At 45.0% G+C, this 25,913-nt stretch carries 23 protein-coding genes; 9 read left to right on the top strand and 14 right to left on the bottom strand.

Going from position 1 to position 25,913, the window contains the following annotated elements; translation table 11 throughout:
• Nucleotides 1-20 precede the first annotated feature (20 nt).
• Both cydB and R7R78_RS02885 read left to right on the top strand, forming a co-directional pair.
• Nucleotides 21-1,028, top strand: a complete 1,008-nt coding sequence (gene cydB, locus R7R78_RS02890) for a cytochrome d ubiquinol oxidase subunit II (protein WP_225473003.1) — start codon at nucleotides 21-23, stop codon at nucleotides 1,026-1,028.
• Between the two features lie 20 nt (nucleotides 1,029-1,048).
• Complete coding sequence (locus tag R7R78_RS02885) at nucleotides 1,049-1,177, top strand: DUF2474 domain-containing protein (protein ID WP_085569103.1); 129 nt, start codon at nucleotides 1,049-1,051, stop codon at nucleotides 1,175-1,177.
• A gap of 133 nt (nucleotides 1,178-1,310) precedes the next feature.
• Here R7R78_RS02885 and R7R78_RS02880 read toward each other — a convergent pair whose 3' ends face one another.
• The 3 genes from R7R78_RS02880 to R7R78_RS02870 all read right to left on the bottom strand — a co-directional run bounded on the left by R7R78_RS02880 (nucleotide 1,311) and on the right by R7R78_RS02870 (nucleotide 3,546).
• Entirely contained in the window at nucleotides 1,311-1,817 is a 507-nt protein-coding gene (locus R7R78_RS02880) for a hypothetical protein (protein WP_054574663.1), read from the bottom strand.
• Nucleotides 1,810-2,535, bottom strand: a complete 726-nt coding sequence (gene hxpB / locus R7R78_RS02875; protein ID WP_054574664.1) for a hexitol phosphatase HxpB — start codon at nucleotides 2,533-2,535, stop codon at nucleotides 1,810-1,812. Before hxpB ends, R7R78_RS02880 begins: the two co-directional genes overlap by 8 nt.
• 129 nt (nucleotides 2,536-2,664) lie before the next feature.
• Nucleotides 2,665-3,546 carry a LysR family transcriptional regulator gene (locus tag R7R78_RS02870; protein ID WP_213869871.1) on the bottom strand — a complete coding sequence of 294 codons (882 nt, stop codon included), beginning with the start codon at nucleotides 3,544-3,546 and terminating at the stop codon, nucleotides 2,665-2,667.
• 97 nt (nucleotides 3,547-3,643) lie between these two features.
• Between R7R78_RS02870 and budA the strand changes: the two genes are divergently transcribed.
• Genes budA through R7R78_RS02855 form a run of 3 tightly spaced genes read left to right on the top strand, consistent with a single transcriptional unit; the run spans nucleotide 3,644 to nucleotide 6,917 of the window.
• A complete protein-coding gene (gene budA / locus R7R78_RS02865) occupies nucleotides 3,644-4,429 on the top strand; it encodes an acetolactate decarboxylase (protein WP_017633685.1) in 786 nt (261 codons plus the stop codon).
• A gap of 29 nt (nucleotides 4,430-4,458) precedes the next feature.
• Nucleotides 4,459-6,162 (top strand): acetolactate synthase AlsS, encoded by a 1,704-nt coding sequence (alsS, locus tag R7R78_RS02860; RefSeq protein WP_213869872.1) that lies wholly within the window; start codon nucleotides 4,459-4,461, stop codon nucleotides 6,160-6,162.
• The gene (locus R7R78_RS02855; protein ID WP_017820351.1) at nucleotides 6,159-6,917 is read left to right on the top strand and encodes an SDR family NAD(P)-dependent oxidoreductase; all 759 of its coding nucleotides are present in this window, start codon (nucleotides 6,159-6,161) and stop codon (nucleotides 6,915-6,917) included. The genes alsS and R7R78_RS02855 overlap by 4 nt, the downstream gene beginning before the upstream one ends.
• Nucleotides 6,918-7,205: 288 nt before the next feature.
• Here the strand turns inward: R7R78_RS02855 and R7R78_RS02850 are convergent, their stop codons facing one another.
• The 9 genes from R7R78_RS02850 to R7R78_RS02810 all read right to left on the bottom strand — a co-directional run bounded on the left by R7R78_RS02850 (nucleotide 7,206) and on the right by R7R78_RS02810 (nucleotide 17,948).
• Entirely contained in the window at nucleotides 7,206-7,802 is a 597-nt protein-coding gene (locus R7R78_RS02850; protein WP_005382731.1) for a methyltransferase domain-containing protein, read from the bottom strand.
• A gap of 136 nt (nucleotides 7,803-7,938) precedes the next feature.
• Nucleotides 7,939-9,141 (bottom strand): phenylacetate--CoA ligase family protein, encoded by a 1,203-nt coding sequence (locus tag R7R78_RS02845; RefSeq protein ID WP_170890151.1) that lies wholly within the window; start codon nucleotides 9,139-9,141, stop codon nucleotides 7,939-7,941.
• Between the two features lie 9 nt (nucleotides 9,142-9,150).
• Nucleotides 9,151-9,972 carry an ABC transporter ATP-binding protein gene (locus R7R78_RS02840; protein WP_054574668.1) on the bottom strand — a complete coding sequence of 274 codons (822 nt, stop codon included), beginning with the start codon at nucleotides 9,970-9,972 and terminating at the stop codon, nucleotides 9,151-9,153.
• 80 nt (nucleotides 9,973-10,052) lie between these two features.
• On the bottom strand, nucleotides 10,053-11,297 hold the full coding sequence (locus R7R78_RS02835) for an ABC transporter substrate-binding protein (protein ID WP_005373285.1): 1,245 nt from the start codon (nucleotides 11,295-11,297) through the stop codon (nucleotides 10,053-10,055).
• 45 nt (nucleotides 11,298-11,342) lie between these two features.
• Nucleotides 11,343-12,410, bottom strand: coding sequence for a branched-chain amino acid ABC transporter permease (locus tag R7R78_RS02830; RefSeq protein ID WP_005382737.1), 1,068 nt, complete (start codon nucleotides 12,408-12,410; stop codon nucleotides 11,343-11,345).
• Between the two features lie 11 nt (nucleotides 12,411-12,421).
• Nucleotides 12,422-13,315 carry a branched-chain amino acid ABC transporter permease gene (locus R7R78_RS02825; RefSeq protein ID WP_005373295.1) on the bottom strand — a complete coding sequence of 298 codons (894 nt, stop codon included), beginning with the start codon at nucleotides 13,313-13,315 and terminating at the stop codon, nucleotides 12,422-12,424.
• Nucleotides 13,315-15,267, bottom strand: coding sequence for a long-chain fatty acid--CoA ligase (locus R7R78_RS02820; protein WP_005373296.1), 1,953 nt, complete (start codon nucleotides 15,265-15,267; stop codon nucleotides 13,315-13,317). Before R7R78_RS02820 ends, R7R78_RS02825 begins: the two co-directional genes overlap by 1 nt.
• Nucleotides 15,267-16,067, bottom strand: coding sequence for an ABC transporter ATP-binding protein (locus R7R78_RS02815; protein ID WP_005373297.1), 801 nt, complete (start codon nucleotides 16,065-16,067; stop codon nucleotides 15,267-15,269). Before R7R78_RS02815 ends, R7R78_RS02820 begins: the two co-directional genes overlap by 1 nt.
• A gap of 243 nt (nucleotides 16,068-16,310) precedes the next feature.
• Nucleotides 16,311-17,948: an electron transfer flavoprotein-ubiquinone oxidoreductase gene (locus R7R78_RS02810; protein ID WP_064354685.1), complete on the bottom strand. Its 1,638-nt coding sequence runs from the start codon at nucleotides 17,946-17,948 to the stop codon at nucleotides 16,311-16,313.
• Between the two features lie 155 nt (nucleotides 17,949-18,103).
• Here R7R78_RS02810 and R7R78_RS02805 point away from each other — a divergent pair, with 155 nt between their 5' ends.
• The 3 genes from R7R78_RS02805 to R7R78_RS02795 all read left to right on the top strand — a co-directional run bounded on the left by R7R78_RS02805 (nucleotide 18,104) and on the right by R7R78_RS02795 (nucleotide 21,894).
• Complete coding sequence (locus R7R78_RS02805) at nucleotides 18,104-18,856, top strand: electron transfer flavoprotein subunit beta/FixA family protein (RefSeq protein ID WP_225473001.1); 753 nt, start codon at nucleotides 18,104-18,106, stop codon at nucleotides 18,854-18,856.
• Nucleotides 18,853-19,779, top strand: a complete 927-nt coding sequence (locus R7R78_RS02800) for an electron transfer flavoprotein subunit alpha/FixB family protein (RefSeq protein ID WP_017820355.1) — start codon at nucleotides 18,853-18,855, stop codon at nucleotides 19,777-19,779. The genes R7R78_RS02805 and R7R78_RS02800 overlap by 4 nt, the downstream gene beginning before the upstream one ends.
• A gap of 87 nt (nucleotides 19,780-19,866) precedes the next feature.
• Nucleotides 19,867-21,894 carry an acetoacetate--CoA ligase gene (locus R7R78_RS02795; protein ID WP_225472999.1) on the top strand — a complete coding sequence of 676 codons (2,028 nt, stop codon included), beginning with the start codon at nucleotides 19,867-19,869 and terminating at the stop codon, nucleotides 21,892-21,894.
• Nucleotides 21,895-22,072: 178 nt separating this feature from the next.
• Here the strand turns inward: R7R78_RS02795 and R7R78_RS02790 are convergent, their stop codons facing one another.
• Together R7R78_RS02790 and R7R78_RS02785 are read right to left on the bottom strand one after the other, a co-directional pair.
• On the bottom strand, nucleotides 22,073-23,623 hold the full coding sequence (locus R7R78_RS02790; RefSeq protein ID WP_225472997.1) for an alpha-glucoside-specific PTS transporter subunit IIBC: 1,551 nt from the start codon (nucleotides 23,621-23,623) through the stop codon (nucleotides 22,073-22,075).
• Nucleotides 23,624-23,678: 55 nt separating this feature from the next.
• Nucleotides 23,679-25,007 carry a 6-phospho-alpha-glucosidase gene (locus R7R78_RS02785; RefSeq protein ID WP_005373308.1) on the bottom strand — a complete coding sequence of 443 codons (1,329 nt, stop codon included), beginning with the start codon at nucleotides 25,005-25,007 and terminating at the stop codon, nucleotides 23,679-23,681.
• Nucleotides 25,008-25,187: 180 nt separating this feature from the next.
• Here R7R78_RS02785 and R7R78_RS02780 point away from each other — a divergent pair, with 180 nt between their 5' ends.
• Nucleotides 25,188-25,895 carry a GntR family transcriptional regulator gene (locus tag R7R78_RS02780; protein ID WP_054730587.1) on the top strand — a complete coding sequence of 236 codons (708 nt, stop codon included), beginning with the start codon at nucleotides 25,188-25,190 and terminating at the stop codon, nucleotides 25,893-25,895.
• The last annotated feature ends 18 nt before the right edge of the window (nucleotides 25,896-25,913 follow it).

Below are 25,913 nucleotides of genomic sequence, written 5' to 3'. Positions count from 1 at the left end.
ACAAAGTGAAGGTAGAAAATATGCATTTTGATTTATCCGTGATTTGGTTCGCGATCATCGTTTTTGCCACTTTGATGTACATCATCATGGACGGCTTCGATTTGGGTATTGGAATACTGATGCCCTTCATCAAGGATGAAAAACAAAAAGACGTCATGGTCAACAGTGTCGCGCCAGTTTGGGACGGCAACGAAACTTGGATTGTGCTTGGAGGCGCATCTCTATTTGGCGCTTTTCCGATGGCTTACGCGGTGATTATTGAAGCGCTAACCATCCCTTTAACGTTGATGTTGATTGCTTTGATCTTTCGTGGCGTCGCGTTTGAGTTTCGCTTTAAAGCATTGGAAAGCCACTTAAAGTTCTGGGATCGCTCTTTTATGGTCGGCTCGATTTTAACCACGTTTTTCCAAGGCATCGTTGTTGGCGCGGTAATTCAAGGCTTTGCGGTGGAAAACCGCGTCTTCGTAGGTAGCCAACTCGACTGGCTCACCCCTTTTCCCATCTTTTGTGGTTTGGGTTTAGTCGCAACGTACGCGCTGCTTGGTAGCACATGGCTCATCATGAAGACGGAAGGTGAACTGCAAAACACGATGTACCGCTTCACTAACAAAACACTACTGGCAATGATCTCCGCATTAGTCATTGTGAGCGCTTGGACTCCACTTGCTTACCCTGCCATTGCGGAAAGATGGTTTTCTCTGCCTAATTTGTTCTACTTACTGCCCGTACCTGTCATTACTGGGTTGGTATGTTTGAAGATTGCCGACTCCGTTAAAAAGCGTAAAGAGCGCAGCCCTTTCGTGATGGCGTTAGTGATCGTGATTCTCGGATTCGCTGGGCTTGGCATCAGTATCTGGCCAAATATCATTCCTCCTAGCATATCGATATGGGAAGCAGCGGCTCCTGCAAGCAGTCAGCGCTTTATGCTCGTTGGAGCGGTGATCATCATCCCGATCATTCTGGCTTACACCTTTTGGAGTTACTACGTCTTCTCCGGAAAAGTGAAAGAAGACGAAGCGTACCATTAACGAGTTGATAAGGAGTGAGTATGAAAATCAAAAATTGGTGTCGCCAGTGGGCATGGATGATTGGGATTTGGATCGCTAGCGTCGCTGCATTAGGGTTAGTGTCTATGTTATTTCGCGTCATGATGACCGCTGCAGGGTTAAAATCTTAGCTCGACACGTTTAAGTCAATAAAAAATGGATGCCTCTAGATCTTGTGTAAGAGCTAGAGGCGTTGAACCTAATACTCAATCTTAATGAAAAAGCCAAGCGTTAAGAATCTACTCAAAACATTCTTTCATAAGTCTACATTGCCTGAAGTCGTTCATGCATGCTTACGAGATCAAAAGGTTCAAGCTTTTTCGCAATGCTCAGTAATGCTTCCTTTTTATCTTGCGGTAAACTTTGAAACTTCGACTCTAAACGTAAATCCACTTTGCTAAAAAGTAGCTTTCTAATTTGACTAGCTTTTGCCTTTGATAATTGCAATCCATCATTATCGGAGGTTTCAATTATCATGATAATTCTTGCTAAATCACTGAATTCATCATCAGAGCATAAATAAAGTGATTGTTTGTATAAATAGCCAACCGAAATTTCAAAATCAATATTAAGCGCTTGAATCTGACTGACAATGTTTTCACTCATATCACTTTGAGAAGCAGAGTTGATACAATCATCAAATCGCCTTTCAAATGTAACAAATCGATTATTGAGCTCGTCCAACATAGTCGTATCTTTTGCGAATGATTCTATAGGTAAAACCAATAAGAACATTGGCAGTAGGTATTTTTTCAGCGACCGGCTATTCACAATCAAGTCCTTCTTCTAAAAAACTTTCATGCGGTGTTGGTGCAAGTGTTGCTTTCAAATTCAAGTCCATTAAACTCGCCAAATGGCTTTCATTAAACTCTGATAGCTTTTGCAGCTTTAGACTGGCTTCATTAAACTCTTGGTAGAACTTATCAGGTTGAGGTATCACGACTGTTTTTATGTTTGCTCGTGTTGCCGCAAGCATACCCGAATAAGAGTCTTCAAAGGCAATACAGTTACTTGAATCTACACCTAGTTTATTGATTGTTGAAAGGTAGACATCTGGCTCTGGCTTACCCTGCTCTACATCGTCTGACGATGATATCGCGTCAAAGTAACTGGCAATACCGAGTTTGTTCAAAATGATGGGAATGAGTTGATAAGGTGAATTAGTAGACAACCCTATCTTAAACCCTTTTTCCTTAAGCAATTTGAGTGTTTCTGTAACACCCTCTAATTCGCATCCTTTTTCAATTATTAATGCCTCCACTTTATCCACAACAGCATTCTCTACTTCCTCTAGGCTCTTTTCTTGCCAAGGATTACGTTCATACCAAAACCTTGTTACTTCACCTGTCGTCATAGTTGCAGTCTGCTTTGACAGCACTTCGGTCACTTGGACACCAACTGATGAAAACACCTGCTTTTCCGCTTCCTTCCACAAAGGTTCTGAATCAATCAGCAACCCGTCCATATCAAAGACCGCAGCGTATATCATTGGTACATCCTCAGTAAGTTCTATTCGTTGAGTAAGATTTGTCTATTCAACCAAAGCATAGCTTTGCATATAACGAGTGAGAGTATCACATTTGCCTGTGGCTATCAGAGCCAGTTCGATGACTCATCTTTAAGCCTCAACATGACCGATGTTCGTGGCTACTTTTAACGCTTGTTTATTGAGATTAGACGCCTCCCAAGCAACGACAACACGACTGGTTAGGGGGATATCATCAATCTCGGCGACTGTCGCGGAATCATCGAGATGTTCAGCCAGTGAGCGCGGAACGAGAGCGATACCTAACCCAGCCTGCGCCATGGCAATCGTCGTACGAAGTTGCGGTGCTGCGAACTGTGGTTCGAGCCTTACTCCTGCGTCGGCAAAAAGTGTGCTCATGCCATCAAACAATGCGGGGCCCGTCTCTCGTGGAAACAGTAAAATTTTATGGCCTCTCAACTGTTTCATCTGGATACAGGGATATTTTGCCAGTTCGTGCCCCGCCGGAATCACCGCGACAAACGGGTCGTTAAACAACACCTTGTGCTCAAAAGGCTCACTGGCGTAACAGGGTAGCCGCATGATTGCGAGATCAAGTTGTTTGCTTTTTAACTGAGTGGCAAGCTCTGGCATTGATAGTTCCGCCGTCTGTAAATGAACCCCATTCTCTTGAATACGCCCAATCCTCTCCAATACCTTAATGCAGGTTGATGTTGACGTCGCGAACCCAATTTTAACCTGCGTATTTTCACCACGGGCAATCTGTCGGGCTTTTGCTTTAGCGCGTTCCACATCAGCAAGAATATTTACCGCATCCGTATAAAAGACTTGCCCTGCATGGGTCAGTTCTACTCCTCTAGACAAGCGCTTAAATAAGTCCACGCCAAGCTCGTGCTCTAGCTTTTTGATTTGTTGACTCAAAGGAGGTTGCGCAATCCCTAACTGTTCAGCTGCTCGGGTAAAGTGACGAGTCTCGGCGACCGCGACAAAATACTTCAGGTAGCGAAATTCCATATATTTTCCATATCAAAATAAATCTTTTTTATATTGGATTTAGCACCGTGTAGAAGTCAATCTAAATATACTCTTCATTGCATAACTGGTCTTACTCATGCGTGGATTTTATAACCCTCTATGTGCTTGTTCGCTTGAAGTAGCGAAAGAATTTTCTGAATACCATCACGTTACCGGAGATGGTGAGATTTATCAGACTTCGTTAATGAGTGCTTTGATCGCTGGTGTTTACGAAGGCTCAACAACCATAGAAGAACTGCTGAAACATGGGGATTTTGGTTTAGGTACGTTCAATGAATTGGATGGTGAGTTGATTGCGTTTGATAAGGAAGTTTTTCAACTCAAGTCGGATGGCTCCGCAAACCCGGCAGACCTGGCGCAAAAAACGCCCTTTGCTGTCATGACTTTTTTTAAGCCTGATATCGAGCTGCCACTGACATCGCGCATGTCACGTCATGAAGTCCATAGCATCATAGACGAGATGGTTCCAAGCGATAACCTATTTTGCGCAGTGCGCATTGATGGCGTTTTCGATTCAGTTCGTACTCGCACCGTACCTAAACAAACACGCCCTTATCGGCCAATGCTTGAAGTGGTCAAAGAACAACCAACGTTCCGCTTCACGCATAAGCAAGGCGTGGTCGCCGGCTTTCGCAGTCCTAAATATACGACTGGCATCAATGTGCCCGGCTATCACGAACACTTTATTACCGATGACCGCCAAGGAGGTGGTCATATTCAGGATTACAGCATTTCGTCAGGGTTCCTCCAGATTGGCAAAGTCTCGCGGCTAGTGATTGATACCCCGGTATCGACAGACTTCCTCAACGCCAATTTGGCTCCGGAAGATATAAATACCGCCATAGAAAAGGCGGAAAAGTAACAAAGTCAGGCAAATAATAAGGACAACAAATGCAATCCAAACCTTCAAATAAAAATGGATCTCAGTTGATCGCTCAACAGCTAGAGTCTCTCGGCATTAAGTACATTTTCGGTATTCCCGGTGCAAAAATCGATCGACTGTTCGATGCGATTGAAGACACTAACATCCAAATGATTCCGGTACGCCACGAAGCTAACGGCGCATTTATGGCGGGCGTTATGGGAAGACTAACCGGCAAAGCAGGCGTCACCATGGTTACGTCAGGCCCTGGCTGTGGAAATCTAGTTACGGGAGTGGCAACAGCAAACTCCGAAGGCGATCCGCTGATTGCTATCGGTGGTGCGGTGAAACGAACTGACCAGCAAAAACAAACACACCAGAGCATGGATACCGTCAGTATTTTTCGCTCTATAACTAAGTTCAGTGCTGAAGTGCAGCATGTGGACGCCGCAAGCGAGATCATGGCGAACGCATTTCGTATCGCAGAGTCAGGTCGTCCTGGGGCTTGCTTTTTGAGTCTCCCCCAAGATGTTTTATCCGAGCAAACCCAAACGGACATTATTGTCCCCTCGCCTTACACACAGCCTGGTTGCGCAGACATCGCAGCAATCGAAGAAGCGGTCAGTCGAATCAGTAAAGCAAAGCGCTGTGTGGTTTTACTTGGCCTTCACGCGAGCCGCAGTAAAAACGCTGCTGCTATCGCCCGATTTCTTCAAAATACGCAGCTACCCGTTGTCGGCACTTACCAAGCCGCCGGCACGGTAGACATCAATTACTATCATCACTTTGCTGGGCGTGTCGGTTTGTTTAATAACCAACCTGGCGATGTTTTACTGCGGGACGCCGATTTAATTCTCACCATCGGCTTTAGCCCAATAGAGTATGACCCTGAGCTTTGGAACAGCCACCGCAACCCAGTGATTCACCTCGATATTGAACCGGCAGAATACCAACTTAATTATCAGCCTTGTGTTGAAATCGTCGGAAACATTGCGCAGTCATTAGACAAGATGGGCAGCTATATCTCTGAATATGCCCGCCTTTCCCCAACGGCACTTTCAGTACTGGAAGAGGTAGCACTGCAACGGCAAGTGATCAAAACCTATCCCAATGTCTATCACAAGCAAGGATTTCATCCACTGGCACTGATTAAAGCCATGCAATCTATCATCACACCAGATACCACGCTATGTCTTGATATGGGGAGCTTCCACATCTGGATCGCTCGTTACTTAAGTTGTTTTCGAGCTCGCCAAATGCTGGTGTCTAACGGCCAACAAACAATGGGCGTTGCACTACCATGGGCCATTGGTGCCAGCCTACTAAAACCTGGTAGCAAAGTGGTATCGATATCAGGAGACGGCGGTTTTATGCAATCGAGCATGGAGTTAGAAACCGCGGTTAGACTGAACTGTAATATCGTCCATATTGTGTGGGTTGATAACGCCTACAACATGGTAGAAATGCAAGAGATCAACAAATATCAGCGCTGCTCTGGTGTGAAATTTGGACCAATTGATTTCAAGGCGTACGCCGAATCATTTGGCGCGAAAGGCTTCGCAGTGACTAGTCAACACGAATTGCTACCGACATTGAATAAAGCCATGGACGTTGAAGGACCAGCAGTGGTGGCTATCCCCGTAGATTACAGCGACAACGACAAACTGATGTTGCCGCGCACAGAGAAAAATCAAGATCCCGTTTTTGTAAGTTTCGAAGGAGAAATCGCATGAGAGGATTAAAAAATAAAGTCGCACTCGTCACTGGTTCTGCCAATGGTATTGGTTTGGCCATCGCAAAACGTTTGTATGAAGAAGGCGCAAACGTCGCTCTTGCCGATTGGAATGAAGAGCAATTGGCAAACGCCGTTGAGGGCTTTGATAAACAGCGTGTGTCTGCGCATTCTATTGATGTTTCTGACCCAGAAAAAGTCGCAGCACTGATTTCTGACGTTGTTACCCGTTTCGGTAAACTGGATATTTTAGTAAACAATGCTGGCGTACATGTCCCTGGCTCCGTGATTGAAGGTAGTGTGGAAGACTGGAAGAAGATCTCTGGTGTAAACATTGATGGTGTTGTTTATTGCGCGAAGTTTGCTTTGCCTGAACTCTTAAAAACGAAAGGTTGTATGGTAAATACCGCGTCCGTTTCCGGTTTGGGTGGTGACTGGGGTGCCGCATTCTATTGCGCGAGTAAAGGCGCAGTGGTGAACCTTACCCGAGCGATGGCATTGGACCATGGTGCGGATGGGGTAAGAATTAACGCCGTATGCCCAAGTTTAGTAAAAACCAACATGACAAACGGCTGGCCGCAGGACATCCGCGATAAATTCAATGAGCGCATTGCGCTTGGCCGAGCAGCCGAACCTGAAGAAATTGCGTCTGTCGTGACTTTCTTGGCAAGTGATGACGCATCTTTCATTAATGGCGTAAACCTACCTGTAGACGGCGGTGCCACCGCATCAGATGGTCAACCTAAAATAGTATAAGCATGAAATAGACAGATCAGTGAGAGACGTTCTACTACCTTTCGGATCGATGCTGATCTGTCGCTTTACGCTCTGAGCACACAACCCGTGCCGGCAATAAACTCAACCACTCGACCGCTGTTAGAGATATCTCAACAACTTAAACCAGCAACGAGAAATTAATGTTTCACACAAACCGACAAACTATGTGAGCATTCCATCAGGCATAGAGTGAAGACTTATGTATCAGCGATTCACAAAGAACCAGACAGTTTCCGCGAATACTTTCTAAAGAAGTCTCAGTGACGACTAACGTTTCTGCCACACCATCCATTGCTCTCTGCCTTTAAAAACCTCAACACTGTTTGCCACCACTGAGGACTTCACAAGTTCAAACGTGGGCTCTAGAAAAGATGCCAACTCCCCACTTCGCAAACAAAATGGAGGAAAGCGTGATAGGTAATTATCATCAATGACGAAAAAACCAATTAGAAAACCTCCGCTTGGCAATAATTTATCCACCATCGAAAAGTATTCTGACCACATATCTCTCGGTAGTGCTGCGAGAAAGGCCCGCTCGTAAATGACATCAAACGAGTGAGAAAAATCGGCATTAAATACATCACCCAATACGACTTTATCTTTGTAGTTACCTAACGTTGATTGCGCCATTTTTACCGCTTCTTGGCTGTAATCCATCGCGATCACGTCATGCCCATATTGAATAAAAGTGCTCAGTTCATAAGCGGCACCACACCCAGGAATAAACACTGACTGGCCTACATGAAGTGAATTGTCGAGATAGTCCTTGAGTTCTTGAGGTGTCGATTGGGCATCCCAAGGCATAGTGCCTCGGATAAACAAATCATCCCAGAATTGTGTGTTAATCATTGGTGCCTGTTTCATTTACCCGCTCCCTGATTGCGGTAGTAAAAAATAAAGGGATACGCAGCGCAATGTGGTATCCCTTTTCTAGCCTTTTGTCTGACGTTGTTAGTTTTTTATGACAACCACTTTCTACTGCACTTATGCCACCAATGAGTTAACTGCGAAGATCATTGATTAACGGCTGCTCCGCTTGGTTCGGTACAAACTGGACATTGCCTTTCAGTTTAGTGACAGACTGGAGTGTTGCTTGAATGTCCTCTGCTGATACATGCACATCATGACAACAGAAAGTAATGGCATCGTTGAAGCCATCGCGCTCAATTTTCAAGGAGCCTTTAATATCGTGGCGACGACAGACTTCTTGGATCTGATGCGGATAAACAAACAGCCCTTTTACTTTCACCGCGGAGTCTGCTCGTCCCATCCAGCCCTTAATTCGTGCATTCGTGCGTGAAGAATCAGAACTTGTCTCTAGGTATGCCGATAAATCTCCCGTTGCGTAGCGAATCAGTGGGAACTTCTCATCGAGCGACGTTACAACGACTTCACCGACTTCTCCCGGTTGTACAGGAACACCATCAGGATCAACGATTTCAACAATAATATCTTCTGCAATCACTAATCCTTGTTCACCAGACACTTGATAAGCAATCAAACCAAGCTCTGCACTTGCGTAGGCTTGAAAGACTGCAATGCCTTTTTCCTCAAACATCTGTTGCATGTCTGCTGTAACCGCTTCACCAGAGACCAGAGCTTTCTCAAAGCTAGGCAGCTCATTGTATTTCTCTTGGTACTTTTGTAGCAACGTCAGCAAATAAGAAGGTGTGCCAGTGTAACCATTAGGTTGAAGCTGTTTAATTGCCTCTATTTGCGCTTCGGTATTGCCTACTCCAGCCGGAAATACCGCACAGCCACAAGCCCTTGCGCCACCATCCATAATAAATCCGCCAGGAGAGAAATGGTAAGAGAGCGTGTTATGCACTAAATCACCCGCACAGAACCCAGCAGCGTGAAACGCGCGCCCCATACGCCAGAAATCGGCCTCATCCGTTTGAGCCTCATATAACGGCCCAGGAGATTGGAATACGCGCGCCATTTGACCAATGGCAACGCTATTTAAGCCACCAAACGGCGGTTTAAGTTGCTGCTGATTAGGTACATTGAACTTACGTGTAATCGGGAGCTGAGCAAGCCCTTCACGATTGTTTGCCAATGTAGGATCTAACTCAGAAAAATGCGCTGCGTAATGTTCGCTATTGGCTTTCGAATTCTCAATCAGTGCTGGCAAACGTTGAAACAGCGACTCTTCTCGCGCCTGTAGAGACAACGATTCTTTCGCATCAAATAGTTCGTTCATCCTTGCTCCTTACAACCAACGCTTACGACGTTTGTAAGATTTCAGATTCTTAAAGCTCTTGCGATCTTCATCGCCGCCGCCAAGGTAGAATTCTTTTACGTCTTCATTGTTTAGCAATTCGTGCTTGCTGCCATCTAGTACGATTTTGCCTGATTCCATGATGTAACCGTAATCGGCCGCTTGAAGAGCGAAGTTGGCATTCTGCTCAACCAAAAGCATGGTAATACCTTGCTCTTTGTTGATCTTGTTAATAATGCTGAATACTTCTTTAACTAGCAGTGGAGAAAGCCCCATAGACGGTTCGTCCAACAAAATCATCTTCGGTCGAGCCATTAATGCTCGGCCAATCGCTAACATTTGTTGCTCACCGCCAGACAAATAGCCCGCCAGGCCAGTGCGCTCTTTGAGTCGCGGGAAATAGTCAAACACCATTTCGATGTCTTGTTCAACTTCGTTGTCAGTGCGTGTATAAGCGCCTAAGCGAAGATTTTCTATTACCGTCATATCTTCAACAATTCGGCGCCCTTCCATAACTTGGAAGATGCCCGAACGGACGATCTCTTCCGGGTTTTTGTTGTCTATACGCTCGCCCATGAAGTTGATTTCGCCGCGCGTCACTTCACCATCTTCGGTTTTCAATAAACCAGAAATGGCTTTCAACGTTGTGGATTTACCCGCACCGTTGGCGCCCAGTAAGGTCACAATCTGCCCTTTTGGAACTTCTAAACTCACACCGCGAAGTACTAGTATTACTTCGTCGTAGACGACTTCAATGTTGTTCACTGAAAGCAGTATTTCTGCCGGTTCGATATTCGTTGCTAATTCAGCCATCAAGCTACTCCTTGCTAGGGTGAGAGTGTTCTCTCACCCATCCTTATTTTCAGTAAGCTTTGTTATTAATAAGTCGTAGATTAGTAACCTAGCCAATCGTCACGACGTGACAATGTCACCTGAGATACTTTCTTAATATCAACTGCGCCGCCATCGTTGTTGCCCATAAAGACGTTCACGGTTGTTGTGCCTCGGTGATCTTCCGGTTTCCAGTTCGCAGGGACACAAACACCTTCTAAGCCTTGTGGTACCCAGTTGTCATGGACATACATGCCCTTCTTGATGTTTTCACCTGTGATACCACCGTTGTCTTTCGCCCACTCCATTGCTTCTTTCATATAGAACGCAGAACAAATACCGCGAATGTAATGGTGAGTTCTGAATTCGCCCGGCTCTGATTCAGACTGCTTAGAAATCTCACGGACCAGTTTCATGCCTTCATTATCATCTCCCCAAAACGCTGTCATACCTGGGAAAACGTAATCTTTAAGGCCATCGCCTGCTGCTTCAAGCACTGGCTTATCGCCGCCCCAAATGTTTGCCATGTACTGGAACTCTGTCCCAACCGTGTTACAAGACTTCACTAGTGAGATAACCGAGCTACCGATATTAGCAATGTAACCGTAGTTGGTGCCTGACTCTTTCAGCGACAAACATTGCGCTTTGAAGTCCCCTGGTTTTAGTGACACAACGACTGGGTTTTGCACATCAAAACCAAGTTCTTTGGCGTACTCTGCACACGCTTCTTTTGGCGCATTCGGGAATGGATGGTTATCGCCAATGTGCGTAAATTTCGGCGCACCTTGATTGCCCTTAGATTCCCAATCTTCTTTCGCCCACTTAACTAGCGCACGGCACGCATCTGAGTACGACGCACCATAAAAGAAATTATAAGGCGCTGGTTTCGCGGTTTTTGGGTTTTTGCCAGTTGGGTCAGTTAAGTGACCAGAGTAAGAAGCAGAGAACACCGGCACTTTGTCTTTGGTAACAAACGAAATAAGTGCTTCGGTATCTGCCGTGCCCCAACCTTGTAGCGCAACCATGTCTTTACGCGCCACCCAACGTTTGTAGTTGGAAATCGCTACTGGCACTTTATACGCCATGTCTACTGTTTCAAATTCGAGCTCGGTACCGTTAATGCCACCGTTTTGGTTAATCCAACGCAATGCGTCTCGTACGCCAGAACCATAGGGCTTGCTCACATAGGCTGTTGGTCCAGAAAAGTCGACTAATTGCCCGACAAATACAGAGTCTTTTGCCCAAGTGGCGGTAGTAAACAGTGCCGAAGATAGCACCAACGTTGTCGCTAAATGTCCTTTGTTCATAACTCGTTGTCCTTGTTATTGAGGTATATTCCACTTAATTCCACGTTAATATGAGAACGGATAGTGTTTCCAATATGCTCGAATCTGTTGCCAGCGATGCGATAATCCTTGAGGTTCGAAAATGAGGAACAGCATGATGACTAAACCAATCGCCATCTCTTTGAAGTAAGCCAGACCATCAGTGAAAGCGGTGGTATCACCAAACGCTGAAAGCCCCGTTACGCCAAACTCTAAAACTTCAGGCAGCAGTACGATAAATATCGTCCCCATCAGCGTACCTTTGACTGAGCCTAAGCCACCAATGATGATCATGGCCAAAAACTGGATAGACATCATGATGGTGAAGCCTTCTGCTGATACAAACCCTAGATAATGTCCGTAGAGTGCGCCCCCGATGCCTGCATAGAATGCACACACTCCAAATGAGAGCAGACGATACTTGGTTAGGTTGATGCCCATGATCTCTGCTGACAGATAGTGATCTCGTACTGAGACAAACGCGCGACCGTCACGAGAACGGATTAAGTTTGATGCCCACATATACATGAAGATCAGCGCAAACAGAGCGATGTAGAAGAAGCTTTCGTCGGTCGTAAACTCAAAGCCAAACAAATTAATTGGGTTCGCGCTTGCACCGTATGAGCCGCCACTGAACCAATCTGCGCGAGCAAAGAAGTCCTCTAGAATAAACTGCGCCGCCAACGTTGCGATAGCTAGATATAAACCTTTAATTCGAGCCGCTGGCAGACCAAACAGCATCCCCACAATCATGGTTAAGTAACCCGCAAGCGGAATCGCAAACACGACTGGAATGTTAAACTGGTTATTTAGCCAAGCCGATGCAAAGGCGCCAAAGCCAAAGAACGCACCGTGACCTAGCGAGATTTGTCCGGTAAAACCAACCAGAATGTTTAAGCCCAATGCCGCGATACCGAGGTATGCAATCTGAATAAACAGGTTTAGGAAGTAAATATCCAAGACCAGCGGTGCTGCCAGCATGGCGATGACACCTGCAATCGCAAGGCTTCTGATGGTTTTGGTTTCAAAAATTGGCGTATCGCTTTTATATGTGGTTCGAAAATCCCCACATGGGCGCATGCTAAGTTGAGCCATGTTATTTCTCCTTAAATACGCTCAATATCTTTGGTACCAAACAGGCCATATGGCTTGAAGGCAAGAATGATTAACAGCACATAGAATGGTGCGATGTTGTATAAGTTACCCACTTGCAGGTATTGGCTATCAAAAAACTCAGCCAAGTTTTCTAGCACCCCGATGGTAATACCACCGACAATTGCGCCGACTACCGAATCTAAGCCACCTAAAATAACGGCTGGGAAAACTTTGATACCAATAATGGATAGCGCGTCAGATACGCCGTTAACGATACCGATAACAATCCCTGCTGTTGCAGATACCATTGCCGAAATGGCCCAACTGATGGCGAACACTTTCTTGATGGAAATGCCAAGACTCTGGGCTACTTGCTGGTTGAATGCCGTTGCGCGCATTGCCAGACCCATTTTGCTGAATTTGAAGAACCAGTAGAACGCGCCCATGATGAGCATTGAGAAGATCAAGCTCAGAATGTAAGCAAACTCAACATTCAAACCTCCGATATTTACCACGTTGGTTTCGAACACTTGCGGGTACGACACAGCAGAGACACCGAATATCCACTTCATCAGCGCTTGGAAAAACATCGATAGACCGATAGTCACCATGATCACAGAGATAATCGGTTCACCAATCAACGGTCTGAGCACAATGGTTTGCACGGCGATACCAAAAATCATCATGAACGCGAGCGTGAGTAAAAAGCCGATAAAAAACGGTAACTGTAGGTGTACCAATGCCGCCCAACATACCCATGCGCCAATCAACAAGAACTCCCCCTGAGCAAAGTTGACCACCTGGGTCGATTTGTAGATCAATACAAAGCACATGGCGACAACGCCATACAACATGCCAACGATCACGCCATTAATGACGAGTTGCAGTAATAAATCCGTATTCACTATGCGATCCTCCGTTGTTCGCTATCCACTAGTGTTGGCTCATGCTCAATAAGCGTTTCAATAACTAGCGACGTTTGAATGCGTGTTTTGGTGCCATCTTGATAAGTGATCACTGTATCGACATCGACTTTTGGATCGTCGCTGTAGATGGTTTCGATGATGTCTCCGTATTTCTCTGCAACCACACCACGGCGTACTTTACGTGTGCGAGTTAGCTCTCCATCGTCGGCATCCAGCTCTTTGTAAAGTAGAATGAATTTGCTGATCTTCTGTGCATCCGGTAGGGATTCGTTCACTTTTTGAACTTCTTCACGAATCGCTTGGTACACTTCTGGTTGAGCAGATAAGTTGGTGTAGTTGGTAAATGCCAAGCCGCGTTGCTCTGCCCACTTCGCGACGATCGCATAGCGAATACAGATGATGGCAGACAGCCAAGGTCGACCTTTACCTACCACCACGGCTTCTGCAATAAACGGCGAGAACTTGAGTTTGTTTTCGATAAACTGTGGCGAATAACGGTCGCCATGGCTGGTTTCCGACATATCTTTCAGACGATCAATCACCACCAAGTGACCGGAATCTTTAAAATAGCCCGCATCGCCTGTGTGCATCCAACCATCTTGAACATCTTCATCATATGCTGCTTGGTTGTTTAAGTAGCCAGTAAACATGCCTGTACTTTTCGCGATGATTTCACCAACGCCATTGCTGTCCGGGTTGATGACTTTCACTTCTGCATTATCAAACGCAACACCAACGGAATCGTAATCCACATCATCCGCTTGGTGCACGGTGTATGCGCCACACATTTCGGTCTGACCATAAAGCTGCTTAAGTGGCACACCAATAGCTTGTAGGTAACGGAAAGTATCCGGTCCCATCGCCGCACCGCCGGTTGCCGCAGATGTCAGGTTCGAAAACCCTAAACGGTCACGCAGAGCACGCAGAAGAATCCATTCAGCCAACTTAGAGCGTTTACCCTGCTCCAGCGCTTTGTTGGCTAAGCTCATGCCCAGTTTGTACATCTTTTGCTTAAACGGTGTCGAATCCATCATTCGTGCAGACACGTCTGCCACAATGTTTTCCCACACACGTGGCGCTAACAGCACAAAGTTTGGACCGATTTCACGCAAGTCGGACATCATGGTTTCTTGTTCTTCCACAAAGTTAACGATTTGACGAGAAATCAACGCCTGACCAACCACGTAAACCTGCTCCATAATCCAAGGCAAAGGCAGAACAGAAACGTAGTTGTCGCCTGGGGAACGAGGGTCTGCACGCAAGTAAGCCGCACAGTGATCCAAGAACGTGCCACTGTGTAGCTGAGCCAATTTTGGTTTAGAAGTCGTACCCGACGTAGTACAAAGAATTGAAAGATCGCTGCCTTTGGTTTCAACAACCATATTGAGATATTTGTCTGGGTCCGCTTTATCAATCAGCTGACCTTTTTTGTAGACCTGTTCAACATCAATTAATCTTGGATCATCGTATTTACGCATTCCACGAGGATCGCAGTAAATAATGTATTCAACGCTAGGAATTTCATCACCAAGCTCAAGCAGCTTGTCGCATTGCTCTTCATCTTCGGCAATCACGACTTTTGCTTTTGCATAGTTGATAAGGTACGCCACCTCTTCGTGCATAGAATCTTGATAGATGCCCAGCGAGAAACCTTTGATCGCATGTGCCGCTAACTCGCCCCATACCCATTCAGGGCGGTTATCACCTAGCAAACCAACGACATCTTGCTCACCAATACCCAAATCTCGTAGTGCCAGTGCCATCCACTTGACGCGGTTTTCATAATCCTTCCAAGTGAACTCTCGCCATATACCAAACTCCTTTTCACGCATTGCGACTTGTTCGGGCCAGTTCTTGGCATTGTGTTGCAACACTTTTGGAAAGGTATCTAAGCGGGTTATATCTGCCCAATCATTATGTTGCTGTGCCATTATGCACTCTCCTCTAATGTCGGTAGCTCTTCGCCTAAGTACGCTTGCTTCACATGTGGGTTGGCCATCACTTCTTCAGGCTCACCCGTAGCAATGTGTTTCCCGAAATCCAAAACCAAAACGCGATTAGAGATGTCCATGACCACGCCCATGTCGTGCTCAATCATGATGATCGTGATATCTAATTCTTCATTCAGATCCATGATGTAACGTGCCATGTCTTCCTTTTCTTCCAAGTTCATACCTGCCATTGGTTCATCAAGCAGCAGTAACTTAGGTTTTAAGGCAATGGCACGAGCAAGCTCTACACGCTTACGTAAGCCGTAAGATAGGGTGCCTGCAGTCGCTTTTCGGATGTGCTGGATTTCTAGAAAATCGATCACGTCTTCCACATATTTGCGGTGCGCCATCTCTTCTTTCTGCGCATTGGAGAACCAATAGAGTGGCCCCGTGACGAAGTTATTTTTCAGTAGGTGGTGTCGGCCAACCATGATGTTGTCCAGTACCGACATATGAGAAAAGAGCGCTAAGTTTTGGAAGGTTCTTCCCAGCCCTAACTCAGCTCGTTGGCTTGGTGTACGTTTAGTTACGTCATCTCCAGCGAAGATTACAGAGCCTTTGTTTGGTGTGTATCGACCAGAGATGCAATTGAGCATTGAGGTTTTACCTGCACCGTTTGGACCAATGATTGAAAAAATTTCCTTTTCATTCACATGGAAGCTCACGTCAGTTAAAGCTTTCACCCCACCAAAAGCCAATGAAATATCGTTTACCTGCAACAGAGGCGATTCCGATACCATAGTTGATCTCCCTTTCGTTATTTTAAGTGCGTTCCATTGAGCACTATTTTGATCAAACCTAACTTTGATACTGGTAACCGCTTTTACACCTATGCATCAACTTTGTATTCAGTTTACGTAAACGTCAATTTAAAATCAGAATAGTGCCTGAAAGATTAAGTTGCAATCGAGTTCATCGAGAAAGATTTGAACTAACGCAAACTTTAAGTAAATAAATTGTTAATAAAAATTATTCTCAAACGCTTACATATTTGGATAGTTCGGACCACCACCACCTTCTGGTGGAGTCCAGGTAATATTTTGACTTGGATCTTTGATGTCGCAGGTCTTACAGTGGATACAGTTGGCCGCATTTATTTGCAGCTCTGGCTGCTGCTCCCCCTGTACGATTTCATACACGCCAGCCGGACAATAGCGCTGTGCTGGCTCTGCATATAATTCAAGGTTCTGCTCAATAGGAATCCGCTGGTTCTCCAGTCGTAAGTGGCATGGTTGATCTTCCTCATGGAAGATATTGGATAGATAAACAGAAGAGAGGCGATCGAAACTTAACACGCCATCAGGCTTCGGATAGACAATTTCATTGCTGTTTTCCGCCAATAACAGAGACTGATGATCAGGCTTATCACAGCGGATATGCCACTTAGCTTTGCCTTTTAATACGTTATGTTCCAGCAGCGCTAAACCACCGCCCAGCCACGATCCAAAGCGGTGAATACCACTTGAGAAGTTACGTGCTTGATAAAGCTCTTCATACAGCCAAGACTGTTTGAAATGCTTTTGATAATCAGCAGTAACTGACTGACTCTCAAGGGCTTCACATACTGCTTCAGCGGCAAGCATGCCAGATTTCATTGCGGTGTGTGTGCCTTTGATTTTAGCGCCGTTAAGTGTTCCTGCATCACAGCCAATTAACAAGCCACCAGCAAACTGCTGCGTGGGAAGCGAATGAAAGCCGCCCTTGGTGATCGCTCTCGCGCCATAGCTAATACGCTTCCCATTTTTGAGGTATTGCTCAATCAACGGGTGGTGTTTAAAACGTTGAAACTCATCAAATGGACTCAAGTGCGGATTCTTATAATTCAAGTCAACAATCAACCCGACGGCAACTTGGTTTCCCTCTAAATGGTAGAGATAACTGCCACCTGTAGCTTCATTTGATAACGGCCAACCTAATCCGTGCACTACTAAACCTTGCTGATGCTGCTCTGATGGGATTTCCCACAGCTCTTTAAAACCGATAGCGTAGTGTTGAGGCGTTTTCTCTTCAGCAAGATTAAATCGGTTAATCAACTGCTTACCAATATGCCCCCGTGCGCCTTCAGCAAATAAAGTAAACTTCGCTCGTAGTTCAATACCAGGTTCGAAATTTCCTTTTTGTTCACCATTTTTATCTAATCCCATATCGCCCGTGATCACGCCACAAACACGACTATCTTCATCGATGATCGCTTGACTGGCGGTAAAACCTGGGTAGACCTCCACCCCCAAGTTCTCAGCCTGCAACGCCATCCATCGGCATAGACTGCCCAAACTTATGATGTAATTACCTTTGTTATGTAACGTATTAGGCACCGCCCAAGAAGGCAGTTCATGACCATTGATGTCATTGCCTAGATAGTAGGTTTTATCTTGGTTTACTTTGGTATTGAGCGGAGCGCCTTTCTCTTCCCAGTCGGGAAAAAGCTCATCCAAACTCCGCGTTTCAAACACCGCACCCGATAAAATATGCGCTCCAACTTCAGAACCTTTTTCTACCACGCAAACAGAGAGCTCTTGTTTTTTTTCTGCTGCTAATTGTTTGATTCGGCATGCCGCAGACAAGCCTGCGGGACCTGCGCCTACAATCAGAACATCAAATTCCATGCAGTCTCTTTCCATGATTGCATTCCTTTTTCTTTGCATGTTGCCAACTTGTTAATCAACAATATATTTAAAGTTGACGCAAACGTAAAGGTAAATTAACATCATTTTAAAGACGTCATCACATCGTCTTCACTGTTAACACATAGTCTTCACTGTAAAAGGAATCTAACGTGAAAATACTAGTGCCAATCAAAAGGGTCATTGATCCCTACGTTAAAGTTCGCGTGAAAGCGGACCATAGCGATGTTGAAACCAATAACGTCAAGATGACGATTAATCCATTTTGCGAAATAGCCGTTGAAGAAGCCGTACGACTAAAGGAGCAAGGTATTGCAGATGAAGTCATCGTTGTCAGTGCCGGCGGTAGCCAGTGTCAGGAGCAACTACGTACCGCGCTTGCATTAGGCGCCGATCGCGCTATTCATGTCGATACTGAAGACAAAATAGAGCCATTAGTTGTTGCTAAGCTGCTCAAAGCTCTAGTTGAGCAAGAACAAGCACAGCTTGTGATTACGGGTAAACAATCCATTGATACGGACAACAACCAAGTGGCTCAGATGCTGGCCGCCCTACTTGACTGGCCTCAAGCAACTTTCGCTTCCGACGTGAAGATTGAAGATCAAAAAGTTCAGGTCGTGAGAGAAGTGGACGGCGGCTTGATGACAGTCTCGATGAACTTACCTGCGGTGATCAGTACTGACTTACGCCTGAATGAACCGCGTTTTGCCTCTTTGCCTAATATCATGAAAGCTAAGCGCAAGCCGTTAGATACCATCACACCTGACAGTCTGGGTGTTGAAGTGGTATTTAGCCAAACCATTCAAGAAGTCACACCGCCAGCGCAAAGAAAAGGTGGCATCAAGGTTGAATCTGTCTCAGAGCTTCTCGATAAGCTGCGTAACGAAGCGAAGGTGATTTCATGAAGAACTTAATCATAGCAGAGCATGACAATAACCAATTGCATGCGGACACACTCAAAGTGGTTAATGCAGCAAAACAAGTCAGCCAAGACAATGTTTTGATCGTAGTGGGCCACCAGTGTGAAGAAGTCGCTCAGCAAGCTTGTCGCGTTGATGGTATATCAAACGTAATTTGTGTCGATGATGAGCAACTTAAGCATCAATTTGCCGAGAGTATCGCACCTATTGTAGTGAGTATTGCTGAAGGTTTTGACGCAATCTGGGCTAGCTCATCATCAAAAGGGAAAGACCTTGCACCTCGAGTAGCTGCGAAGTTCGGCGTTGGGCAAATTTCCGATATTGTCCAAGTTATCGATGAAAACACTTTTATCCGCCCTATTTACGCAGGAAACGCATTTGCCAAAGTGACCACCAGCGACAAGGTTCGCGTCATCACCGTGCGCGCGTCTGCGTTTGAGCCGGTTACTTGTCACAACCAAGCTGATATTAAGCATCAGCAGGTCACTATCTCAGCTCCAATGGTTGAATTGGTTTCTGTCGATAAAACCGTGTCAGAACGTCCTGAATTAAGCGCGGCAGAGGTGGTTGTGTCAGGTGGACGCGGGGTCGGTAGCAAAGAGAACTTCGCGTTGATCGAACAAGTTGCCGATAAACTAGGTGCTGCCATTGGCGCTTCTCGCGCGGCGGTTGATGCCGGGTTTGTTGCCAACGACTTACAAGTGGGTCAAACCGGTAAAATCGTTGCACCTAAGCTTTATATAGCGGTTGGGATTTCCGGTGCCATCCAGCATCTTGCAGGAATGAAGGAATCCAAAGTGATTGTCGCGATCAACAAAGATCCAGAATCTCCTATCTTTGAAGTTGCCGACTATGGATTGGTTGGTGATTTATTTGAGGTACTACCTCAGCTTGCCGAACAACTTTAAACGATCAGATAAGGGGCGAACACCGCTATGTTCGCCCCTTTATTTTGTTTTTGGTCATATTCAAAAGAATTGAAATTAGAGGGACCTATGCCAAATTCTGCACCTATTTGGTCACCATCTGCTGAGCGCGTCAGCAATAGCAACTTATTACGGTTCATCGAAAAGGTTAATAAAGACAAAGCCGAAGGTACCGTAATCAACAATTACACGTCTCTACACCAGTGGTCCATTGAGCACAATGATGAATTTTGGCGACATACTTGGCAGTTTTGCAACGTAATCGGAGATATAGGTTCGCAAATCAAGAGCCTTGGCAGTCCCAAATGGACACAAACAGGTTCTAATCATCACCATGTAAATAGAGACACAGTATGGTTTGCTGACGCCACGCTGAACTACGCAGAGAACCTCCTATCTCAGGCTGAGCAATCACCAGAGCGTGAGTTTATTGTTTTTAGCAATGAAAGCGGTGAACACCGACAACTCACCGGTAAACAGTTGCTTGAACAAGTTTCTGCCATTCAACAATGGCTACTCAATTGTGGTGTCGGTAAAGGCGATGTCGTTGCGGGTTATTTGCCCTACCTTCCTGAAACCGTTATAGCCATGTTGGCTACTACAAGCCTTGGCGCTATTTGGACTTCAACCTCTCCTGATTTTGGTATCGATAGCGTCGTAGAGCGTTTTGGTCAGGTTAAGCCGAAAGTTCTTTTTTGCTGTGATGGCTACCAGTTCGGAGGCAAAGCTTTCGATATGACGGACAAGAACACCACTCTTAGTAGTAAGTTAAGCAGTGCCTCCGAAGAGACTACTATTAGCGTATGCCAAATCGAATATTTACAAAACGCTAAGAGAGCTACCACTTCTGACTTTGTCTCTTGGTCCGATATTACTCACCACTTTTCTCCACAATCAATTCAATATCAACCAACGCTGTTTAATGACCCATTATTCATTTTGTATTCTTCTGGTACAACAGGTCAACCTAAGTGTATTGTTCATTCCGCAGGCGGTACCTTGCTCAATCACCTCAAAGAACATCAACTGCATTGCGACATCAAATCGCAAGACAAGGTTTTCTACTACACAACATGTGGTTGGATGATGTGGAACTGGCATGTTTCCGCTCTTGCGAGTGGTGCAGCCTTAGTGATTTACGACGGTAGTCCGGTTTACCCTGATCACTCCGTCTTATGGCGATTAGCTGAAGAACATAACGTGTCGCTGTTTGGTACTTCAGCGAAATACTTAGAGGCACTGGAGCAGGCAAACTGCTCTCCAAAACTAGAACATAACCTGAAGTCACTCAAAACTCTGTGCTCAACTGGTTCGGTGCTTTACCCAGAACAATTTAATTATGTCTATCAGCACATCAAGCAGGACTTGCATCTCGCTTCTATCGCTGGCGGCACAGATATTTGCGGATGCTTTGTACTTGGAAACCCTATTTCACCAGTTTACAAAGGTGAATGCCAAGGCTCAGGGCTGGGAATCGACGCACGTGTTCTAGAGGATGATGGACATACTATTACGCAAAAACGCGGCGAACTGACTTGTAATAACTCGCTACCTAACTTCCCTATTGGCTTCTGGCACGACAACGGCGAACGTTATCACAACGCTTATTGGAGCAAGTTTACCGATATCTGGCACCATGGCGACGATGTGATGCAAACCGAACATGGCGGCTTTATTTTTTATGGCCGTAGTGACGCAACCTTAAATCCAGGCGGCGTACGAATCGGTACCGCTGAAATCTACCAGCAAGTGAACGCGTTACCCGAGGTTGAAGACTCCATCGCTGTCGGCAAGTTAAACCAGCAGTCTGAAGAAATCTGGTTACTAGTAAAACTCGCTCACAACGTCGAGTTAACCCAACAACTCACCGATTCAATTCGCCAAACATTGAAAACAAAATGTTCACCGCGCCATGTCCCACGACAAATTTTTGCTATCAGTGATATTCCTAAAACGCGCTCAGGCAAATTGGTTGAGCTAGCAGTGAAACAATTGGTAAACGGACAAGCTGTAAAAAACATTGGTGCTATTGCTAACCCAGAAGTACTTGAAGAAATTAAAACGCTTTTCAACATAGAAGGCGCCACTGTCACTTAGAGACTCAACAAGTCTTCCAACAATACAGACGGGTATAACCTAACTGTATTTTTAGCTCGCTCGATAACTCCTCCCCACTTTCGTGGAAACTGCGCGAAATATGCTTCATGTACACAAAAAAGGTGAGATAATTATATCTCACCTTTGAGCCATATGAGCTGGAGCATTAGTTTGGGGGTTAAGCTTTTATCAGTTGGCTCATATCTTCGCGAACTTGTGGCACCGTTAAACCAACGATGATTTGAAGGCTCTCTTGATTTCTAACAATATTCACCGCTCCGTGCTGTGTGAAAAATGCGTTCTCCTTTACCAGAGAGACATCTTTAACTTTAACACGCAGACGCGTCGCGCAATTAGTTAACAAGTCAATGTTTTCTTTTCCACCCAAACCTTCAATAAAGGCACTAGCTTGTGACGGACTTGCGCTACTGTTATGGACCGCTTTCGTTTCTTTGTAGTCAGCTTTTGAATACAACTTACTATCTGCACCTTCACGCCCCGGAGTAAGTATGTTGTATTTTAAAATAAGCGCGCGAAACGTAACAAAGTAAACACCAGTAAACATGAGACCAATAATAATCTGAATCACGTATGTTCCTGCATGGTTACCAGCCAAAGGCAACCAGTTTTGGAAAATGAAGTCTATCAAGCCAGTCTGAAAGTTACCGGAAACACCAAACATAAAGGCGATCGTTGCCATTGTCGCAGATAACAACGCATGCAAAGCAAACAGCGCAGGTGCGATAAATAAGAATGTAAACTCTATTGGTTCGGTGATCCCTGTAAGAATTGCTGTGATTGCGGCTCCGAGCACTAACCCCATCACCATCTTTTTATTTTCTTTTTTCGCAACTGAATAGAGTGCTAGTGCGATACCCGTACAACCAAACACTTTACCCATTCCCGTCAACATCAAACCACCCTGAGGAAATTGTGTCGTTAAACTTTCCGAGTTCTGGGCGAATGTCTGTATATTTTGAATCCAATAGGCAACCGTTCCGCCATCGACTGCAACTGGCCCATAAAAAACGGGACCATATACGAAATGATGCAACCCCGTTGGTATCATGATTCGCTCTAAAAACGTAAATAGCCATACCCCTAACGATCCAGCAGAAACCAAAAATGATTGCAGATTATTAATACCATGCTGAATACTTGGCCAAGTCAAACAAGTTAGAATTGCCATCACGACCATAATTGGGAAGCTAATGATCACAACCAATGGCGTTCCGCCAAATACAGCCGCCCAATCCGGTAGCTTTTTATCAAAGAATCGGTTGTGAACCCAAACAGAGAGACTTGCAATTAAAATCGCACCTAGCAAGTTGGTATCAAGCGTTAGAATGCCACCAACTTCAGTCAAGCCTCGCTCACCTTCCGTATAGTTAACGCCCAGTTCTGGCCCCCAAAATTGAAGGATTCCACCAATAACGTAGTTATACGTAATGTAGGAAACAAGTGTTGCAAGTACAGCGCGACCAGATGCTTTTTTAGCTAAAGCGATAGGTAACCCAACGGCAAAAATAAGTGCCATATTTTTAAATACAGCGAGTGATGCCTGTAAAATGATCGTCGAGACTTTAACCCAAGCACTCCCCTCTAGTGCCCAAGGAAACACTTCTTGATTTAACAGCACAACAGAGAAACCCAATAACATGCCCGCTGCTGGAAATAATAGAACGGGTACAAACATCGCGGCTCCGAACCTTTGAATAATGTCTTTCATATAAACCTCTTGTTTCATTCACGGAGCCTACAAGTAGGCCCCGAACGTCCAGTTGTTATTGAAAAAATTGAGGAAGGTAGGCTTTATTTTCTTCTAGTAATTGTTTTGTTATTTCTTTAGCTTTTGGCACATTAACCACGGTACGGTTAAGTGTGAGTGCATTAATCAGCTTTTGCTGACTTCCTTCGTACCAAGCATCCACGACTAATTTCTCGTAACCAAGTTGGCTTTCAATCATTGCTTTTTGGAAGGTTGGGATTTTTCCTACAGTAAAAGCTTTCGGTCCATCACTAGTTAGCGCAGCTGGAACTTCTACCATGGCGTCATTTTGTAAATTTGTAATAGCACCATTATTCGGTACGATGACGAGATACACATCGCTCAAGTTGTAGGCTAGCGAAGCCGCGACTCTCACCATGTATCGACCATGGATATCGGCATGCAGTGTTTCGTGCTTCGTGGTGCCCGCTTCAATTATTCTTGCGTTCAATTCGAACACTCGTTTCTCACGGCCGTTAATTACCTGCCTTGCACGAGTATTATTGATATCCTCTTTCGCCACCATTTTTTCAGGGTACAAATAGTATTGAAGATACGTATTCGGCAAAAACTCTGGATTATCAGCAAGCATTGTTCTCATGTTTTTGAATGTGGCTTGCCACGATGGGTCATCCGCTATTTCCGCATCAACCGCACTGATCCCTTCTTTTAGGATGATATTTTTAATTTTGTCCGTTAAGTCTTCACCCTGTTTGTTACGAATTTTGGTAAACCAGCCATAGTGATTAAGCCCAAAATATTCAGGAACGAAGTCCCAAATTTCACATCCTAACAATTGCGCATAGCTGACCATAATCGCTGCTGGCATATCACAGATATTTAGAATTCGCTTATCATGCGGAAATTCACGATTTAAAGCTTCAGCGACAATTGCCGCCGGGTTGGTGTAATTAAGAATCCACGCATCTGGACACGTTTGTCGGATCTCGTTCACTAGCTGGATCATGTCGCCGATAGAGCGAAGTCCATATGCCATTCCTCCCGCGCCACATGTCTCTTGCCCAACACAAGAGTTGGATAGCGGGATTTGTTCATCGCGCTCGCGCATGGCCAACCCACCAGTGCGGATCTGGATAAAGAAAAAGTCCGAATCTGCGAATGCGACAGATTTATCCGTTGTATAAACAAACTCTTCAACTTCTGGATAGTGTTCTCGCAATAGAATTTCAGTAGCTAATGCATTCGATTCTTGGCGTTTCTCATCTATGTCGTAAAACACGACTTTTGCGAGTGGAAAGTTATCTTTTTCGGCAATAAGGCTGTTCATCATACCAAGTGTGTATGTACTGCCAGCACCAACAATCGTTAATTTTTGACGTTTCATTTCGCTACCTCAAATGTTTATCCTGAAAATGTATAAAATAAGTATTAATACTTTTATGATACATTTAAAGTATAAGCACAAAGATACGAGATAAAAATCACACAAAGATCCTAAGGAAAAGTATTAACTACATCTCAGATCACATTCTTGCTATCATGATCCAAGACTTAGCGAGGTATTATGAAACCCAAATACATAGACATTGCGGAACGATTAGAAAAAAAGATCAAAGATGGGGAACTACAACCGAAATCGATGCTTCCAAAAGAGAGTGATTTGCAAGAAGAGTTTTCCGTAAGCCGCGTAACCATCAGAAAAAGCTTACAAATTCTGGTCGACAATAATTTAATTAGTCGGACAAGAGGTAGTGGAACTTATGTAAACGATCTAAAAGCCCAACATGATGCCTTACATTTGCTGGGTTTTATCGAGGAAGTCAGTAAACAGGGGAAAACGCCTAGCTCTCAAGTCATAAAGTTCGAACTTAAAAAGCCGAATGAGCAGGTTGCTAAGCAGTTAAATCTCTCGCCCAATGATGATACATATGAAATACATAGACTCAGATGTATTAATGATGAGCCTGAAATTTACGAAGTCACTCATATGCCAGCAATGTTATTTCCAGACTTGAGCATAGCCATAATGAATGGTTCTAAATATGAGTACATTGAAAATAGCAAAGGATTGAAAATTGCGAAAAGCAGTCAGTCTGTCAAACCGTACTTGTTAGATGCAGAGACGGCCTCATACCTGAATGAATCAGAAGCTTCCCCTATTCTAAAAGTTGAGTCCACTGGTTACCTAGAAGATGGTCGTGCATTTGAATATACCGTCAATTACTTCCGACTTCATCAATACAGCTTCGAGTTTATTTCAACTAGGGCGTAGTACTATTCGACGCTAATG

It is taken from the genome of Vibrio sp. 2134-1 (assembly GCF_033339495.1).
Note: the sequence above shows the minus strand (reverse complement) of the source record. Positions and strands in the feature narration are given on the sequence as shown.

Excerpts from the sequence above, each read along its gene's own strand:
- R7R78_RS02840 (WP_054574668.1), bottom strand. The coding sequence starts at position 9,972 with ATGGCTGAATTAGCAACGAATATCGAACCGGCAGAAATACTGCTTTCA.
- R7R78_RS02855 (WP_017820351.1), top strand. The coding sequence starts at position 6,159 with ATGAGAGGATTAAAAAATAAAGTCGCACTCGTCACTGGTTCTGCCAAT.
- R7R78_RS02820 (WP_005373296.1), bottom strand. The coding sequence starts at position 15,267 with ATGGCACAGCAACATAATGATTGGGCAGATATAACCCGCTTAGATACC.
- R7R78_RS02850 (WP_005382731.1), bottom strand. The coding sequence starts at position 7,802 with ATGAAACAGGCACCAATGATTAACACACAATTCTGGGATGATTTGTTT.
- R7R78_RS02885 (WP_085569103.1), top strand. The coding sequence starts at position 1,049 with ATGAAAATCAAAAATTGGTGTCGCCAGTGGGCATGGATGATTGGGATT.
- alsS (WP_213869872.1), top strand. The coding sequence starts at position 4,459 with ATGCAATCCAAACCTTCAAATAAAAATGGATCTCAGTTGATCGCTCAA.
- R7R78_RS02780 (WP_054730587.1), top strand. The coding sequence starts at position 25,188 with ATGAAACCCAAATACATAGACATTGCGGAACGATTAGAAAAAAAGATC.
- R7R78_RS02785 (WP_005373308.1), bottom strand. The coding sequence starts at position 25,007 with ATGAAACGTCAAAAATTAACGATTGTTGGTGCTGGCAGTACATACACA.
- R7R78_RS02830 (WP_005382737.1), bottom strand. The coding sequence starts at position 12,410 with ATGGCTCAACTTAGCATGCGCCCATGTGGGGATTTTCGAACCACATAT.
- budA (WP_017633685.1), top strand. The coding sequence starts at position 3,644 with ATGCGTGGATTTTATAACCCTCTATGTGCTTGTTCGCTTGAAGTAGCG.
- R7R78_RS02815 (WP_005373297.1), bottom strand. The coding sequence starts at position 16,067 with ATGGTATCGGAATCGCCTCTGTTGCAGGTAAACGATATTTCATTGGCT.
- R7R78_RS02835 (WP_005373285.1), bottom strand. The coding sequence starts at position 11,297 with ATGAACAAAGGACATTTAGCGACAACGTTGGTGCTATCTTCGGCACTG.
- hxpB (WP_054574664.1), bottom strand. The coding sequence starts at position 2,535 with ATGATATACGCTGCGGTCTTTGATATGGACGGGTTGCTGATTGATTCA.
- R7R78_RS02845 (WP_170890151.1), bottom strand. The coding sequence starts at position 9,141 with ATGAACGAACTATTTGATGCGAAAGAATCGTTGTCTCTACAGGCGCGA.
- R7R78_RS02790 (WP_225472997.1), bottom strand. The coding sequence starts at position 23,623 with ATGAAAGACATTATTCAAAGGTTCGGAGCCGCGATGTTTGTACCCGTT.
- R7R78_RS02800 (WP_017820355.1), top strand. The coding sequence starts at position 18,853 with ATGAAGAACTTAATCATAGCAGAGCATGACAATAACCAATTGCATGCG.
- R7R78_RS02810 (WP_064354685.1), bottom strand. The coding sequence starts at position 17,948 with ATGGAAAGAGACTGCATGGAATTTGATGTTCTGATTGTAGGCGCAGGT.
- R7R78_RS02795 (WP_225472999.1), top strand. The coding sequence starts at position 19,867 with ATGCCAAATTCTGCACCTATTTGGTCACCATCTGCTGAGCGCGTCAGC.
- R7R78_RS02870 (WP_213869871.1), bottom strand. The coding sequence starts at position 3,546 with ATGGAATTTCGCTACCTGAAGTATTTTGTCGCGGTCGCCGAGACTCGT.
- cydB (WP_225473003.1), top strand. The coding sequence starts at position 21 with ATGCATTTTGATTTATCCGTGATTTGGTTCGCGATCATCGTTTTTGCC.